This window comes from Streptomyces sp. R28, from assembly GCF_041052385.1.
Taxonomy (GTDB): Bacteria; Actinomycetota; Actinomycetes; order Streptomycetales; family Streptomycetaceae; genus Streptomyces.
Map to the genome: position 1 here is coordinate 10,058,455 of NZ_CP163439.1, position 16,353 is coordinate 10,074,807.

The following is a 16,353-nucleotide window of genomic DNA, read 5'->3' on the forward strand; positions in this document are numbered from 1 at the left end:
TGCGGCGATGCCGAACGACGAGAAGCTCGTGGAGTACCTGAAGTGGGTCACCGCCGACCTGCACCAGACCAGGCAGCGGCTGGCGAAGGCGGAGAACGCCCGGCACGAACCGGTGGCGATCGTCGGCATCGCCTGCAGGTTCCCCGGCGACGTCCGCTCGCCCGAGGACCTGTGGGACCTGGTGTCCTCGGGCCGGGACGCCGTCTCCGGCTTCCCCACCGACCGGGGCTGGGACCTGGGCACGCTCGCCGGCGGCGACAGCGCCACCCTGCAGGGCGGATTCCTGTACGACGCGGCCGAGTTCGACCCCGGCTTCTTCGGCATCTCCCCGCGTGAGGCGCTGGCCATGGACCCGCAGCAGCGGCTGCTGCTGCAGACCTCCTGGGAGGCGATCGAACGCGCCGGGATCGACCCGGTGACGCTGCGCGGCAGCCGGACCGGCGTGTTCGTCGGCACCAACGGCCAGGACTACGGCCATGTGCTGATCGCCTCGCAGGAGGACGTCGACGGCCACGCCGGCATGGGCACGGCGGCCAGCGTGATCTCCGGCCGGGTCTCCTACACGCTCGGCCTCGAAGGCCCCTCGCTCACCCTCGACACCGCCTGCTCCTCCTCGCTGGTCGCCCTGCACCTGGCGGCGCAGGCGCTGCGGGGCGGCGAGTGCTCCCTCGCCCTCGCGGGCGGCGTCACCGTCATGACGACCGCGTCGAACTTCGCCGGGTTCACCCGCCAGGGTGGCCTCGCGGCCGACGGCCGCTGCAAGGCGTTCTCCGACGACGCCGACGGCACCGGCTGGTCCGAGGGCATCGGCGTGCTGCTCGTCGAGAAGCTGTCCGACGCGCGCCGCAACGGCCACCCCGTGCTCGCCGTGCTCGCGGGCAGCGCCGTCAACCAGGACGGCGCCTCCAACGGGCTGTCCGCGCCCAACGGCCCCGCCCAGCGCGAGGTGATCCGCGCCGCGCTCGCCTCCGGCGGCCTCACCCCGTCCGACGTGGACGCCGTCGAGGCGCACGGCACCGGCACGACACTCGGCGACCCCATCGAGGCGCAGGCGCTGATCGCCGCCTACGGGCAGGACCGTGAGACGCCGCTGCGGCTGGGCGCGATCAAGTCGAACATCGGTCACACCCAGGCCGCCGCCGGCGTCGCCGGGGTGATCAAGACGGTGATGGCGCTGCGCCACGCCGAACTGCCGCCCACCCTGCATGTCACCGAGCCGACCTCGCACGTCGACTGGACGGCCGGGAACGTCGAACTGCTCACCTCCGCCGTGCCGTGGCCGCCCACGGAGAAGCCGCGCCGGGCCGGTGTGTCGTCGTTCGGCGTCAGCGGCACCAACGCGCACGTGATCATCCAGGAGGCGCCGGTCGAGGAGGCATCGGCTGAGGAGGCATCGGCTGAGGTGGGGCCGGCTGAGGAAGCGCCCGCGGCCGGCGAGCGCCCGGCCGCCTCTCCGGCCCCCTCCTCGGTCCCGTGGCTGGTCTCCGCCAAGTCCGACACCGCCCTGAACTCCCGCGTGGAGCAAGCACAACAGCTCTCCGGCGACCCCGTCGACGCTGTCGACATCGGGTACTCCCTGCTGACCACCCGCCCCACCTCCTTCGCGCACCGAGCCGTCCTCCTCGACGGCGACGTCCTCGCCCGGGGCACGGTGACCCGCCGCCCGCTCGCCGTGCTGTTCTCCGGCCAGGGCGCCCAACGCCTGGGCATGGGAAGGGAGTTGTACGACCGCTTCCCGGCGTTCCGCACCGCCCTCGCCGAGGTGCTCGCGCTCCTGGACCCCGGGCTGCGCGACGTGATCTGGGGCGACGACGAGGAGGCCCTGAACCGCACCGGCAACACCCAGCCCGCACTCTTCGCCCTCGAAGTCGCCCTCTACCGCCTGCTGGAGTCCTACGGCATCAAGCCCGACCACCTCGCCGGGCACTCGATCGGCGAGATCGCCGCCGCACACGTCGCCGGAGTCCTCACGCTGAAGGACGCGGCCACGCTGGTCACCGCACGCGCCCGCCTGATGCAGGCCCTGCCCGCCGGCGGCGCCATGGTGTCGGTGACGGCCACCGAGGCGGACGTTCTCCCGCACCTCACCGCGCACGTGTCCGTCGCCGCCGTCAACGGCCCCGACTCCGTGGTGATCGCCGGCGAGGAGAGCGAGGTCCTGCGGATCGCCGAACGCTGGGAGCACAAGCGGCTGCGCGTCAGCCACGCCTTCCACTCGCCGCTGATGGAGCCGATGCTCGACGAGTTCCGCAACTCCATCAAGGACCTCGCCTTCCACACTCCGCGCCTGCCCATCGCCACGACCGGCGACGTCACCTCGCCCGAGTACTGGGTGCGGCACGTACGGGACGCGGTGCGGTTCGCCGACCACGTCGCCGCGATCGGCGACGCCACCTTCGTCGAGGTCGGCCCGGTCGGCGTGCTCTCCGCCCTCGTCGACGGCTGTGTGCCCCTGCTGCGCCGGGACCGGCCCGAGGAGACCGCCCTCGTCACCGCGCTCGCCCGGCTCCACACGGTCGGCGCGAAGGTCGACTGGTCGTCGTTCTACGCCGGTGGCCGCCCGGTCGACCTGCCCACCTACCCGTTCGACCGGCACCGGTTCTGGCCGCAGTCGACCATGGCGCCGGGCGGCCCGTACGCCGGACCGCAGCAGGCCCACCGCCCCGCGCTCCACGAGGTCGAGTGGGTCACCGCCCCGCTGGACGGCGTGCCCGTGGCCACCGCCCGCTGGGCCGTGGTCGGCACCGACGAGTTCGATGTGGCCCACGTCCTCTACAGCGCGGGCCAGACCGTCACCGGCTACGGCGAGACCCTGGCCGACGCCGCGGGCCAGGCCGCCGCGCCGGACGTGTTCGTCGTGTCGGTGTCGGGTGACGAGACGCCCGACAGTGTGCGGGACACGACGACCCGGGTCCTGACGGTGCTTCAGGAGAGCCTGCAGTACGAGAGCGCCCGCGTGGTGTTCGTCAGCCGGGGCGCGGCAACCGGCGAGGACCTGGGCGCCGCCGCGGCGTGGGGCCTGGTGCGCACCGCACAGGCGGAGCACCCCGGCCGGTTCACCCTGGTCGACCTCGACGCGTCGGACGTGTCGATCGCCACGGTCGTACGGCTGGTGTCGTGGGACGAGCCCCAGGTGCTGGTCCGCGACGGCGTCGTCAAGGTCGCCCGCCTCGCCGAACTGCCCGCCACCGCGCCGTCCGCCCCCGCCTGGAACCCCGAGGGCACGGTCCTGATCACCGGCGGCACCGGGGGCCTGGGCGCCGCACTCGCCCGCCACCTCGTCGCCCGCCACGGCGTACGGCACCTGCTGCTCGCCGGCCGCCGCGGCCCCGACGCGCCCGGCGCGGGCGAACTGCGCGCCGAACTTGAGGCGCGGGGCGCCTCGGTCACCGTCGTCGCCGCCGACGTCTCCACCGAGGAGGCCGTCGCGGAACTGCTCGCCGCCGTGCCCGCCGCCCACCCGCTGACCGGTGTCGCACACACCGCCGGCGTACTGGACGATGGCCTCGTCGACACCCTCACCCCCGCACGCCTCGACGCGGTGCTGCGCCCCAAGGCCGACGGTGCCTGGCATCTGCACCGGGCCACCCGGGACCTGGACCTCGCGGTGTTCGCGCTGTACTCGTCGGTCGCGAACGTCATGGGCGCCGCCGGGCAGGGCAACTACGCCGCCGCCAACGCCTACCTGGACGCCCTCGCCGTCCGTCGCCGGGCCGAGGGGCTGCCCGCCGTCTCGCTGGCGTGGGGTCCCTGGGCGCAGGACAGCGGCATGACGAGCGGGCTGAGCGAGGCCGCCATGGAACGCATCGCGCGCTCCGGGATGCCGCCCCTCGCGGCGGAGCAGGGCCTCGCCCTGTTCGACGCGGCGCTCGCCCGCGACGAGGCACTGCTCGTGCCGATGTACGTCAACCCGGCCGGCCAGCGGGCCCACGGCCCCGTCGCCCCGCTGCTGCGCGGCCTCCTCACCGACGCGCCCACCGCGGTGCCCGCCGAGAAGGCCGCGGTCACCGTCCTGGACCGGCTGCGCGGCGCCGGCCCCGAGGCCCGCGAGACCATGCTGCGCGACCTCGTCGTGGGCACCTCGGCGGCGCTGCTCGGGCACCCCGACCCGAGCGCCGTCGACCCGGAGAAGGACTTCCTGGAGCTGGGCTTCGACTCGCTCATCGCCGTCGAACTCCGCAACCAGCTGGGCGAACTGCTGGGCGGCCGCAAACTGGCGGGCTCCATCGTCTTCGACAACAAGACCCCGGCGAACCTCGCCCGGACCCTGCTCGCCGAACTCGGCACGCTCCAGGGCCTGGCCGCGGCCTCCGCCGGTACCGGCGCCGCCGTCGACCCGTCCGACACCGTGTTCGGGCTGTTCATGGAGTCGGTGTCGACCGGCAAGGTGCTGCAGGGCCTGAGCCTGCTCAAGGCCGTGGCGAACCTGCGCCCGATGTTCGAGACGCCGGCCGAACTGGAGGACCTGCCCACGGCGGTGACTCTCGCCCACGGCCCGGCGCTGCCCAAGCTGATCTGCATCAGCGCGCCCGGCGCGACCGCCGGCGTCCACATGTACGCCCGCCTCGCGGCGCACCTGCGCGGCAAACGGCAGGTGTCGGCGCTGCCGCTGATCGGGTTCGAGCCGGGCGAGCCGCTGCCCAGGGACACCGCGGCCGCCGTGCGCTGGGTCGCCGAGAGCGTGCTGCACGCCAGCGACGGTGAACCGTTCTGCCTGGTCGGGCACTCCTCCGGCGGCACCCTGGCCTACCTCGCCGCGGCTGTGCTGGAGGAGACCTGGGGCATCGCCCCCGAAGCCGTGATCATGCTCGACACGCTGAGCCTCAACTACGACACCAACGAGGGCCTCGACTTCGACTCGGTCACCACCAACTACTTCACCACCATGGACTCGCCCGCGGTGAACCTGAACAGTGCGCGCCTGTCGGCGATGGCCCACTGGTTCGTCCGCATCACCGACACCGGTCTGCACCCCACCGTGCCGAAGATGCTCGTGCGGTGCGGCCGGGAAGTGGACGGCACGGAGTTCACGACCACCGGCCAGGAGGTGTCCGTACCCGCGGACGACATCCGCATCGTGCCCACCGACCACATGGCCATGGTCAAGGAGGACGCCGCCCTGACCGCCGGCGTGATCGAGGACTGGCTCACCACCCTGGCCACCGACCGGCCCTAGCCACCCCCCACCAGCGGGCCCAGCCACCCCCACCGGCGGGCCCCAGCCACCCCCACCAGCGGGAAGGATCCCATGCCTCTCTCACAGCAACTGCCCCTGATCGGGGTCGAACAGCCCTCGATCCTCGCCTTCAGCGACATCCGCCTGTGTCTGCAGGAACAGGCCCCCGTGTGCCGCATCCTCACGCCCGCCGGCGACGAGGGGTGGCTGGTGACCCGCCACGCCGAGGTCAAGGCGCTGCTGCAGGACCACCGCCTCGGCCGCTCGCACAAGGATCCGCAGAACGCGCCCCGGTTCTTCCGCAACCCGATGCTGGACATGCTCGTCACCAGCGACGACGTGGAGACCGAGCGGCGCGCCCACGAGAACAAGCGTGTCCTGTACACCAAGAGCTTCGCCGCCCGGAAGGTCCTCGACCGCCGCTCCCGCGTCGAGGCGATCGCGCACGCCAGGCTCGACGGGATCATCGCCGCCGGCCCGACCACGGACCTGCACGAGTCCTACTCGATGGAGTACTCCCAGCAGGCGCTGTGCGACATGGTCGGCGTCCCCGCAGAGGACCGCCGGCGGCTGCTCGCCATGATGGACACCGTCGGCGACACCGACCGGCAGCACGCCGAGTCCGGCATGGACGCCCTGTTCGGCTACGCCGCCGAGCTGGGCGCCAAACGCCGTGACGAACCCGGCGACGACGTGATCTCCCGCTTCATCGACTCCGGTCTCACCGACGAGGAGATCGGACTGCACACGGTCACGCTGCTGTTCACCGGCCTGTCCGGGCTCGCCTCCCACCTCGACTTCGGGGTGCTGCTGTTCCTGCGCAACCCCGACCAGCTCGCCCTCGCCATGGCCGACCCGAACGTCATGGTCCGGGCGGTCGACGAGGTCATGCGCGCCACGATCGGCAGCCCCGTGCTGCCCCGGTACGCGAGCGAGGACATCGAGATCGGCGGGGTCACCATCGCCGAGGGCGACCTGGTGATGCTCGACTTCTCGCTGGCCAACCACGACGCCCGCGCCTTCGAGGAGCCGTCCCGCTTCGACGTCACCCGCACGCCCAACCCGCACTTCACGTTCGGGCACGGCATGCGGCACTGCACGGGCGCGCCGCTGGTGCGCATCATCCTGGCCGTCGCCTACACCGCGCTGTTCTCCCGCCTGCCCTCGCTGCGCCTCGCGGTGCCGGAGGCGGAACTGGAGTCGCACCCCGGCGGCCGGCTGGCCGGCGGCCTGGCGAGGTTCCCCGTCACCTGGTGACCCGCACGAAAAGCGGCCCCCGCCCGAGGGCGGGGGCCGTTTCGATGCTCGGAAGCGGTCGGGGGCGGGTCACTCGTGCACGGTGATCGCCTGAGCCGGACAGACCGACCTGGCCATCCGCGCCGAACGCTCCTCCTGCCCCTCCGGCTCCTCCTGCAGGAGGGCGACGAACCCGTCGTCGTCCTGGTCGAACACCTCGGGCGCGGTCAGCACACACTGCGCCGCCCCGATGCACTTGTCGGTGTCCACACTGATGCGCGTCATGATCTTTCCTCCGGGAAGGGCGCTGAAGGGGCGCTACCACCGCACCGGCAGTGCGTGGAGTCCGAAGAGCACCCCGTCGTACTTGAACGGCAGTTCCTCCGGCGGAACCGCGATCTGCAGGGTCGGGATGCGGGCGAACAGCTTCTGGTAGGCGACCTCCAGCTCCAGACGCACCAGGTTCTGCCCCAGGCACTGGTGGACGCCGTAGCCGAACGCCACATGCCCGTGCGCGGACCGGGACGGGTCGAACACATGCGGGTGGTCGAAGGCCGCGGGGTCGTGGTTGGCGCCGGCCACCAGCGGTACGACGCCCTCGCCGGCCCGCAGCAGCCGGCCGCCGATCTCGAAGTCCTCCACCACTACGCGCAGCGCCACCAGGTCGGCGACCGAGTGGAAGCGCAGCAGTTCCTCGATCGTGCGCTCGTCGCCGATCCACCGGGGGTCGTTCAGCAGGGTGACCACGCCGAGGGCGATGTTGTTCGCCGTCGTCTCGTGACCGGCGATCAGCAGCAGCATGGCGACGCCGGAGAGCTCCTGCGGGGACAGCAGCCCGCCCTCGACCAGCTTGCTGATCAGGTCGTCGCCGGGCCGCTTGGTCTTGATCGCGATCAGCCGGTTGAGGTAGCGCAGTAGCTGCTGGGAGGCGTTGTCGCGTTCCTCGTCGGTCGAGTTGATGGTGACGAGGACCTTCGTCTTGGCCTCGAAGAAGCCGCGGTCCACCTTGGGCACGCCGAGCAGGGACGAGATCACCAGCGACGGCACCGACAGCGCGAAGTCCTCGACGAGGTCGGCGCTGTCGCCCCGGGCGAGCATCTGGTCGATGGTGTGGTCGACGATCTCCTCGACGACCGGCCGCAGCGCGCGGATGCGGCGCACCGTGAACTCGGGGATCAGCGCCTTGCGGAACTTGGTGTGGTCCGGCGGGTCGAGCGCCACGAACCAGCCCGGCACCTCGTCGGCGGTGGGCACGCCCCCGGTGCGCGACGGGCGGGGGAAGCCCGGGTGCGCGGGGTTGGCGCTGATCCGCGGGTCGGTGAGGATCTGGCGCACCTCCTCGTGCCGGGTCACCAGCCACACCGTGTCGCCCGAGGGCAGCGCGGCCTTCACCAGGCCGGGCCGCTGCCGGAACTCCGTGTACTCGGGGGGCGGGAACGGGGCGCCGGGGCGGGGCAGCACGAACGGGACGATCTCATCCTCGGCGTCGGCCTCAGCGCCGGCCGTGGGGGAGGAGGTCATGACGACACCTCGTAGAACGCGCGGACCTGCGCCACGATGAACTCCTGGTCTTCCTCGGTCAGTTCGGTGTGCGTCGGCAGATACAGGCCGTCCTCGGCGAAGCGGTTCGCGTTCAGCGTCGGCCAGACCGGGGCCAGATAGCCGGGCTGGCGGCTCATGGGCTTGAAGAACAGGCGGGTCTCGATGCCTTGGCCAGCGAGGAACTCCCGGAGTTCCTCCCGGCGTTCGGCGCGCAGGTCGTACATCCACAGCACGTCCCGCTCCGGCATCAGGGTGATGCCGTCGATGCCGCGCAGTCCCTCGTCGTAGCGCTTCTCGATCCGTGCCCGGGTGGCCAGGATCTCGTCCAGCCGCTCGGTCTGGGCCAGCGCCACGGCCGCCTGGAGGTTGGTCATGCGAAAGTTGTAGGCGAGCTTCTTGTGCAGGAAGCTGTGGTCCCGGGTGAACGCCATGCCGCGCAGATGCGCCATCTGGCGGGCCAGATGGGGGTCGTCGGTCAGGCAGATGCCGCCCTCGCCCGCCGAGATGATCTTGTTGGCGAACAGGGAGAACGCGGCTATGTCGCCGGTCGGCGCGATGCCGTGCGCCTCCGCGGAGTCCTCCACGACGCGCAGGTTGTACTCGTACGCCAGCTCCAGGATCGCGTCCATGTCGCAGCGCCGGCCGTAGATGTGCACCGGCATGATCACCTTGGTGCGCGGGGTGATCTTCTCCTCGATCCTCGTCACATCGATGTTGAGGTCGTCGGCGCAGTCCACGAACACCGGCGTGGCGCCCGTGTAGGTGACCGCCCACGCGGAGGCGATCATCGTGAACTCCGGCACGATCACCTCGTCGCCGGGACCGACCCCGAGGGCGCGCAGAGCGAGCGTCAGCGCGGTCGTCCCCGAGGAGCAGGCCACCCCGTGGGCCACCCCGTTGTAGGCGGCGAAGGCCTCCTCGAACCGGGGCACGTAAGGCCCTTGCGAGGAGATCCAGCCGCTGGTGACGGCCTGGGTGACGTAGTCGAGCTCGTTGCCCTTCAGCGACGGCATCGACACGGGATACGTGAAGCTCATCGACTCACTTCCGAAGACAGCGCGGGCAGGTCCAGGATCAGGTCGGCGGCGGCGGTCCGGCCGCCGGCGGCCTGTTGCAGCGCGGCCAGACGCCGGGCGTTCTCGGTGAACGCGGGGTCGTCGAGCACGCGGGTCAGCTTGTCGAGCACCTCGTCGGGGTCGACAGTGTGCGGCTTCGACAGCGTGAGCCCCACGCCGAAGCTCTCGGCGCGCACGGCCTGGTCGTAGCAGTCGACCCACAGCGGGCGGGACACCATCGGCTTTCCGAAGTGGATGCTCTCCGTGTACGCGTTGCCGCCCGCGTGGGTGAAGAACACCTTCACGTTCGGGTGCGCCAGCACGTCCAGCTGCGACGGCACCCAGGTCTCGACCCGCAGGTTCCCCGGCAGGTCCGCGGGCAGGTGGGCCTGTTGGTCGCGCGGCAGCTTCCACAGCACCGCGTGCCGGCCCTCCAGCCGCCTGGCCACCTCCACGAACGCCCGCACCTGCCCGGCCGTGAGCCGGGTGATCGTGCCGAAGCCCATGTAGACCACGGACCCCTGCGCGTCGAGCCAGGCGGACAGCTCGCCGGGCGGGCACTGCGGCAGTGGCGGCACCAGCGCGCCGACCGTGCGCAGCTTCGCCGGGATGTCGAAGGCGTAGTCCATCTCCGGGATCGAGTAGCACAGCACCAGCTCCGACCGCTCCACGCGGCAGAACTGGCCGTACGCCTCAGGGGCGATGCCCAGCTCCGCCCGCACCCGCGCGTCGACCGCGTTGCGCTCCTTGTTGAACTTCCCGAACGCCATGGCCAGCGTCCGCCACTGGAACAGCCTGTTCTGCCACCGCTGCAGGAACGACATGTCGGCGGGCAGGCCCGAGTGCGGCACCGGGAAGCCCTTGGGAGTGTGCGAGGGCCCGATCGGCACGGCCGAGGTCAGCAGGTTCGACGGCACGAACGGGTCGCTGAGCACGAACGGGATCCCCTTGGAGATGGCGAGCTCCCAGCCGAACTGGCACATGCTCTCCACGACCATCAGGGCCGGCCGGATCTTCTCCACCGCCTCTTCCAGCGCCCGGTACTTGGGCACCCGCAGCGCGGGCCGGTCGGTCTGCTCGATCACGGCGCGCCGCGCCTTGAACCGCGACCGCTGCGTCACCGCCGCGTACGTGCTGTCGTCCCAGGTCACCGAGGACATCTCGGAGACGACCTCGCCCAGGGAGAAGAACTCGACGGGGGAGCCGACCGCCGTCGCCGCGACCTCCTCGCGCGCCTTGTCGTCGGTGGCGAACCACAGGTCGGCCACGCCACGACGGGACAGTTCCTCCGCGAGCACCAACATCGGGTTCAACAGACCGCTCTCGGGCAGGCTGACGAACAGGATCGGCCGCTGACTCATGGCTGCACCCTTCAGGCGGCATGACGGAATCTGGCATGGCGGAATCTGGCACGGCGGGATCTGGCGTGGCGGAATCTGCTGGTGGCGCCGAGCCTGCCCGACGCCGTGTGCCGGTGTCGCCGGGTGCGGGCCATGTCGAGGTGAAGCCCTAGAGTTGCCGCCCGCCCGATGTCCAGGTGATGCCCTAGAACCTCTGTGCTGCGCTTTCGGCACCCCGTCCGCGGCCGCGACGATGAGCACGCGGCCATGGGCCCTTCTGACGGATCTCCGTACCAGAGGGAGCGGCGTCCGGTGCGGGCTCTCGCGGTGCGGTGAGAGCACCTGACGGGCATCGCGACGCCGCGCGGACTCCGTCGGAAGGGCCCCAGGTGAGAGGTGCAGCGACATGACCGGCACGGACCGGCGCGCCGAGGCGGGGTGCACGGGACTGATCGAACGCGACGCCCAGTGGGCCGGCCTCACCGCGCTGCTGTCGGACGCCGTCGCCGGATCGGGCCGGGTCGCCCTCGTGACGGGCCCGGTGGCTTGCGGTAGGACCGAGCTGCTGCACCGGTTCGGCGAGCGCTGCGGCGAACGGTTCGTGTCCGCCACCTGCTCGGCCCTCGAACGCGGCCTGCCCTTCGGCGTGGCCGGCCAGCTCCTGCATGCGCTCGGCGCGCCTGCCCAGGTCAGGGACCTGCTCGACGCGGCGACCCGGACCGCGGGACCCGCGACCGCCCACCAACTGCACACGCTGTGCCTGGCGTTGCTCGACCTCGCCGCGGACAGCCCGCTGGTGATCGCCGTCGACGACGTACAGCACGCGGACCCGCAGTCCCTGCACTGGCTGCTGTCGCTCGTCCCCCGCCTCGGCCGGGCCGGCATCCTGCTGCTCCTCGCCCGCACGGCGAGCCCCGGCGCCGCCCACTCCCCGCTGCACACCGAGCTGTCACGGCACCCGCACTGCCATGAGATCGGCGTGGCGCCCCTGTCGGAGGCGGGCATGGCCGACCTGTTCGGCGGCGCCGACGCGGGCCGCGAGGCCATGGCGCTCACCGGGGGGAACCCGCTGCTGGCCCGGTCCCTGCTCGCCGACCGGCGGACGGCCGGGCCGGACGCGGACGGCGCACCGGCGCCCGGCCCCGGGTTCCGCCGGGCCCTCGTCAGCTGTGTCCACCGCTGCGAGCCGTACGTCGTGGCGGTCGCCCGCGCGCTCGCCGTCACCGGCGCCCACGCCACCGTCGAGCGGCTGGGCCGCCTCGCCGGCCTCGATGTCGAGGCGGTGCGCTCGGCGCTCGACCTCCTGACCGACGCCGGGCTGCTGGCCGACGGCCGCTTCCGCACCGACGCCGCCCGCACCGCCGTACTCGACGACATGCCCGCCGACGAACGCGGCCGGACCCACCGGAGCGCCGCTCTGCTGCTGCACGACGAGGGAGCGCCCGCGACCGAGGTGGCGCCCTACCTGCTGCGCGCCGACGGGGCCGACAGGGCCGACGAGAGCTGGGCGGTACCGGTGTTCGAGGAGGCCGCCGAGCACGCGCTGCGCGAGGAACGGATCGACACGGCGCTGCGCTGCCTCGAACGCGCCCACCGCGCCTGCCCCGAGGCACACCGGCAGGCGGCGATCGCGGCGAAGCTGGTGCGCGTGGAGTCGCGGGTCAACCCCGCCGCCGCGGGCCGCCGGCTCACCACCGTCACCGACGCGATGCGCGCCGGGCGGCTGTCCGACCTCGATGTGCGCTCCCTGGTGCCGCCCCTGCTGTGGCACGGGCGCGTCGACGAGGCGGCCGAGGCGATGGAACGGCTGCGGCGCGCCCGGCACCAGCCGGGCACCGCCGACCGGACCACCGAGCTGTGGCTGGCCTGCACCCACCCGCCGCTCGCCCGACGCACCCGGCCACCCGCCGGGACCGACCGCGACAGCGAACCGGCCGGCCGCACCACCGGCCCGGCACTCAGGGCCGTGACGGCGCTGACGACCGTCCTCACCCAGGGGCCCGACGAACACGCCGTCACCGACGCCGAGCACGTGCTGCAGGTCGCGCGGCCGAGCGACGGCATGTCCTGGGGGCCCCAGACGGCACTGCCTGCGCTGCACGCCCTCGTGCACGCCGGCCGCCTCGACCTCGCCCGGTCCTGGTGCGACAAACTCCTCGACGACGCCCGGGCCAGGGACCTCGCCGTGGCACAGGCGCTCTACGCCGGGGTGCGCGGCGACATCGCCCTGCGCGAGGGCGACCTCGCCGGGGCCCACGCCCACGCCCGCGACGCGCTCACCCTCATGCCCCCGGGCGGCTGGGGAGTCGCGGTCGGCGTCCCGCTGGGCGTCCTCGTCGAGACGGCGACCAAGCAGGGCAGGCACGAGGAGGCCGCCGCCCACCTCACCCAGCCCGTGCCCGACGCCATGTTCCGGAGCCGCTACGGCCTGCCCTACCTGCACGCCCGCGGCCACCACTTCCTGGCCACCGACCGGCACTACGCCGCGCTCGCGGACTTCCTCTCGTGCGGCGAGCTGATGAACGAGTGGGGCATCGACCAGTCGGTGCTCGTGCCATGGCGTACCAGTGCCGCCGAGGCGTGGCTGCGGCACGGCAAGAACCGCGACGAGGCCAAACGGCTCCTCAACGAACAGCTCGCCCGGCTCGGCCCGGAGACCTCGCGCACCCGCGGCGTGGCCCTGCGCCTGCTCGCGGCAACCACCGCGGCCCAGCACCGGCCCCGGCTGCTCGACGAGGCCGTCGCCGTCCTGGAGGAGTGCGGCGACCAGTACGAACTCGCCCGCGCACTGGGCGACTTGAGCAACGCGCACCAGGCGCTGCGCGAGCACCGGCGGGCCTGGAGCGTCGCCCGGCGCGCCTGGCACGTGGCGAACGTGTGCGACGCGACGGCGCTGCGCGACGAACTCCTGCCCAGCCGGCGCGGGCCCGACGACGAGTCACCCGAGGAACAGCCGCCGACCGACCCGATCTCCCGGCTCACCGATGCGGAGAGGCGGGTGGCGGCGCTCGCCGCGGTCGGCCTCACCAACCGGGAGATCGCCGGCAAGCTGTTCATCACCCCGAGCACCATCGAGCAGCACCTCACCCGGGTCTACCGCAAACTCAACGTGAAGTACCGCAAGGACCTGCCGACCGGCCTGCACAGCCATCTGCCGGACACGGCCTGAACCGTCTCAGACCAGGTGCAGCTGCTCGCGCAGTTCACCGACCAGCACCGACAGGTCGGCACGGTCCCCGGCGAACCCGAACACATAGTGGTCCGGCCGCACCAGCACCCCCGTCTGGCGGGTCTGCGCCAGGTAGGGCAGATACGTCCGCTGCACGTCCACCACTTCGTGATCCCGCGCCCGCTTCGGCGGGATCCCCGCCGGCAGGACCCGGACCAGGCGCGTCCCGATCGACTTGAGGAAGTCGAGGTCGTCCTCGGACAGCGTCTCGTACGGGTCGACGGTCGTGATCAGCTGGAAGCCCCGGCCGACCACCTCGTCGAAGCGGTCCTTGACCGTGCCGCGCGCCACCACGCCCTGCGGCGACAGCTCACCGGCCCGCGGCGCCACCGACCCCGAGGCGTCACGGCGTACGACGCCGTCCTCCAGGGCGAACCACGACGGTGACAGCGACGGCGCGTCGGGCCGGGAGTGCAGGCCGATCAGATAGGCGTCGCGGCGTGCGGCGGCCGCGTGGTCGAGTTCGGAGACGATCCTGCCGACCTCGATGGACATGTCGATGGTGTGCCGCACCTGCCGGGACCGCTCCGCCTGGTACACGTCGAGCAGCGTGTCGCGGGCCGTGCCGCGCAGCACGAGGTCCAGCTTCCACGCCAGGTTCGCCGCGTCCCGGATGCCCGAGCACATGCCCTGCCCCGCGAACGGCGGCATCAGGTGCGCTGAGTCACCGGCCAGCAGCAGCCGTCCGGCCCGCCAGCTGTCGGCGAGGGCCGCCTGGAACGTGTAGACGATGTTGCGGGTCAGATCGGCGTTCTCGGGCGTCACGTCGTACGGTGCGAGCAGTTGCCACATGCGTTCGTGGGTGCTGAGCTCCTCGACCGACTCGCCCGGCAGCCGCATGAACTCCCAGCGGCGGTGGCCCCGGCCGGAGGCGACGATCGTGGTCGGCCGGTTCGGATCGCAGATCTGGACGTCGTTGGGGCGGAACGAGCGCGGCTCGTGGAACACGACGTCGACGAGCAGCCAGTCGTGCGCGAAGCCGAGGTCGGTCAGCTTCGCGCCCATGGCGTCGCGCACGAAGCTGTTCGCGCCGTCGCATCCGACGACGTACGACGCCGTGACCCGCCCGTCCGCCGGCCCGCCGGCGCCCGGGGCGGTGATCTCGACATGGTCGCCGTGGTCGGTGATCTGCCGCGCCTCGTGCCCGAACAGGGCGGTGACGTTCGGCAGTTCGGCGACGTGCGCGCGCAGCGCCTTCTCGAACGTCGGCTGATGCATGACGGTGGCGATCGGCCAGCCGTCGCGGCCGGGCTCGTACGGTGCCTCGAAGCTGAACAGCTCCCGGCCCGCGCCGTTCTGGAACATGTACTGCCCGAGCGGCTCGCCCAGTTCCATCAGCTCGGCGCCGATGCCCGCCGTGGCGAACGTGCGCGCGGTCTCGCCGTCGAAGGCGACCACGCGCGGGAACGGGTACTGGTTCTCGTACTTCTCCAGGATGACGACCTGCCATCCGCGGTGGGCCAGCAGGATGGACAGGACGAGTCCCACCGGGCCGCACCCGACCACCGCGACGTCCGCGGTGAGACCGGAGGCGGCGGGGCCGGAGCGCGCTGCTGAGGACGGCATCATGGGGGGCATCTCCGCGGTCGGGAAACGGAATCGATCACGCCTCCCGGATGATAGGGCCGAGGTGTCGAGGTGATTGCCCAGTTGTGCGACAGGGCTTCAGGGGACGATTCCCTCGATCTCCACCAGGAGACCGGAACGGCAGACGTCGACGTTCAAATAGGCGGTCCTCGCGGCGGGTGAGAAATACTCCGAGCACATTCGTTGTACGACGGGAATGTCCTCGCGGTGGCGCACGTACACCTTGATGTTGTCGAGGTCGCTCAGTCCGGTGCGCCGCTCGATCTCATGGGCGGCGAGATTGTCCCGGGAAATGAGGTGGGCGATGTTGTCCAGCGAGAGTTCCACCTGCCTCACCAGATCGCCCTCGTGCAGCGTCTCGTGCCCTCGTATGCTCGCGGTGCCCGACACGTAGATCTGCCCGCCGCTGCGGTCGGTGTGCGTCTCGGCGAGGTAGGTGGCGCGCGCGAACTTCGGCGGGCGCGGGCCGTACTGCTGCGGGTAGTGGTAGGCGGACACCTGCTTGGAGTTCTCCACCGAGGTCGGCGCGGCCGACCGGCTGACCAGGAAGTAGAAGGAGATCCCGCCGCCCAGCGCGCCGATGCCGGTGGCGGAGGGCACCTCCTGGTCCCCGAAGTGGAACAGCTCGAACGCCTCCGCGCGCCCCCGGCAGAAGTCGCGGTAGACCTCCAGGCCGTCGGCGTTGTCCCCATTGATGTCGGCCACGAAGTTCCACATCCGGAAGCAGTTCTTGTAGCCGAGGCCGTCCATCAGCTCCAGCGCGGTGCAGTACGCGGCACGGGTGGCTTCCGTATAGCGACCGGCCTGGGGGATGCGGCCGACCACGATCAGATACTCGCCGTCGTGCGCGTAGGCGACCTCCCGCACCACTCCGGTCTCCACCGGCCGGTCGGTGGTCCACACCTCGGCGAACGCCTCGTCCGCCGTGTGCGCCATGTGCAGGTCGATCGTCAGCGCGCCGTTCTCGATGCCCGGCTCGGTCGGCTCGGTCGTGTAGTTGACGACTCCGAGGACGTTCCCGCCGAGCACCGCGTCGGTGACATCGGCCGGATTCATGAAAGTGGAGGAAGGAAGGCCGAGGCCGACCGCCGGATTCACCTGCGTCATCGAAGAACGCCCTTCTCGGGATCAGGAAATCGATCGGCCTCATTCGTAGCACCCGCAGTACGGGCATTTCGGGCCCGCCCG

The 16,353-nt window shown here is 72.0% G+C and carries 9 protein-coding genes; 3 read left to right on the forward strand and 6 right to left on the reverse strand.

The features are described from left to right. The first annotated feature begins 7 nt into the window (after positions 1-7). Both AB5J49_RS44110 and AB5J49_RS44115 read left to right on the forward strand, forming a co-directional pair. Entirely contained in the window at positions 8-5,176 is a 5,169-nt protein-coding gene (locus AB5J49_RS44110; RefSeq protein WP_369174493.1) for an SDR family NAD(P)-dependent oxidoreductase, read from the forward strand. 72 nt (positions 5,177-5,248) lie between these two features. After that, on the forward strand, positions 5,249-6,433 hold the full coding sequence (locus AB5J49_RS44115) for a cytochrome P450 (protein WP_369174494.1): 1,185 nt from the start codon (positions 5,249-5,251) through the stop codon (positions 6,431-6,433). A gap of 69 nt (positions 6,434-6,502) precedes the next feature. Here the strand turns inward: AB5J49_RS44115 and AB5J49_RS44120 are convergent, their stop codons facing one another. Genes AB5J49_RS44120 through AB5J49_RS44135 form a run of 4 tightly spaced genes read right to left on the reverse strand, consistent with a single transcriptional unit; the run spans position 6,503 to position 10,370 of the window. Then, on the reverse strand, positions 6,503-6,697 hold the full coding sequence (locus AB5J49_RS44120) for a ferredoxin (protein ID WP_345013947.1): 195 nt from the start codon (positions 6,695-6,697) through the stop codon (positions 6,503-6,505). A 33-nt stretch (positions 6,698-6,730) separates the two neighbouring features. Further along, a complete protein-coding gene (locus AB5J49_RS44125) occupies positions 6,731-7,933 on the reverse strand; it encodes a cytochrome P450 (RefSeq protein ID WP_369174495.1) in 1,203 nt (400 codons plus the stop codon). Further along, positions 7,930-8,991 (reverse strand): DegT/DnrJ/EryC1/StrS family aminotransferase, encoded by a 1,062-nt coding sequence (locus tag AB5J49_RS44130; protein WP_369174496.1) that lies wholly within the window; start codon positions 8,989-8,991, stop codon positions 7,930-7,932. The genes AB5J49_RS44125 and AB5J49_RS44130 overlap by 4 nt, the downstream gene beginning before the upstream one ends. Further along, the gene (locus tag AB5J49_RS44135) at positions 8,988-10,370 is read right to left on the reverse strand and encodes a glycosyltransferase (protein ID WP_369174497.1); all 1,383 of its coding nucleotides are present in this window, start codon (positions 10,368-10,370) and stop codon (positions 8,988-8,990) included. The genes AB5J49_RS44130 and AB5J49_RS44135 overlap by 4 nt, the downstream gene beginning before the upstream one ends. 385 nt (positions 10,371-10,755) lie before the next feature. Here AB5J49_RS44135 and AB5J49_RS44140 point away from each other — a divergent pair, with 385 nt between their 5' ends. Continuing rightward, on the forward strand, positions 10,756-13,518 hold the full coding sequence (locus AB5J49_RS44140; protein WP_369174498.1) for an AAA family ATPase: 2,763 nt from the start codon (positions 10,756-10,758) through the stop codon (positions 13,516-13,518). A 6-nt stretch (positions 13,519-13,524) separates the two neighbouring features. Here the strand turns inward: AB5J49_RS44140 and AB5J49_RS44145 are convergent, their stop codons facing one another. Then, entirely contained in the window at positions 13,525-15,147 is a 1,623-nt protein-coding gene (locus AB5J49_RS44145; protein WP_369174499.1) for a bifunctional 3-(3-hydroxy-phenyl)propionate/3-hydroxycinnamic acid hydroxylase, read from the reverse strand. 96 nt (positions 15,148-15,243) lie between these two features. Further along, complete coding sequence (locus AB5J49_RS44150) at positions 15,244-16,272, reverse strand: FkbO/Hyg5 family chorismatase (protein WP_369174500.1); 1,029 nt, start codon at positions 16,270-16,272, stop codon at positions 15,244-15,246. Between the last annotated feature and the right edge of the window lie 81 nt (positions 16,273-16,353).

Bases quoted from the DNA above. Each gene is read 5' to 3' on its own strand.
- AB5J49_RS44125 (WP_369174495.1), bottom strand. From the start codon at position 7,933: ATGACCTCCTCCCCCACGGCCGGCGCTGAGGCCGACGCCGAGGATGAG.
- AB5J49_RS44130 (WP_369174496.1), bottom strand. From the start codon at position 8,991: ATGAGCTTCACGTATCCCGTGTCGATGCCGTCGCTGAAGGGCAACGAG.
- AB5J49_RS44140 (WP_369174498.1), top strand. From the start codon at position 10,756: ATGACCGGCACGGACCGGCGCGCCGAGGCGGGGTGCACGGGACTGATC.
- AB5J49_RS44145 (WP_369174499.1), bottom strand. From the start codon at position 15,147: ATGATGCCGTCCTCAGCAGCGCGCTCCGGCCCCGCCGCCTCCGGTCTC.
- AB5J49_RS44120 (WP_345013947.1), bottom strand. From the start codon at position 6,697: ATGACGCGCATCAGTGTGGACACCGACAAGTGCATCGGGGCGGCGCAG.
- AB5J49_RS44135 (WP_369174497.1), bottom strand. From the start codon at position 10,370: ATGAGTCAGCGGCCGATCCTGTTCGTCAGCCTGCCCGAGAGCGGTCTG.
- AB5J49_RS44115 (WP_369174494.1), top strand. From the start codon at position 5,249: ATGCCTCTCTCACAGCAACTGCCCCTGATCGGGGTCGAACAGCCCTCG.
- AB5J49_RS44110 (WP_369174493.1), top strand. From the start codon at position 8: ATGCCGAACGACGAGAAGCTCGTGGAGTACCTGAAGTGGGTCACCGCC.
- AB5J49_RS44150 (WP_369174500.1), bottom strand. From the start codon at position 16,272: ATGACGCAGGTGAATCCGGCGGTCGGCCTCGGCCTTCCTTCCTCCACT.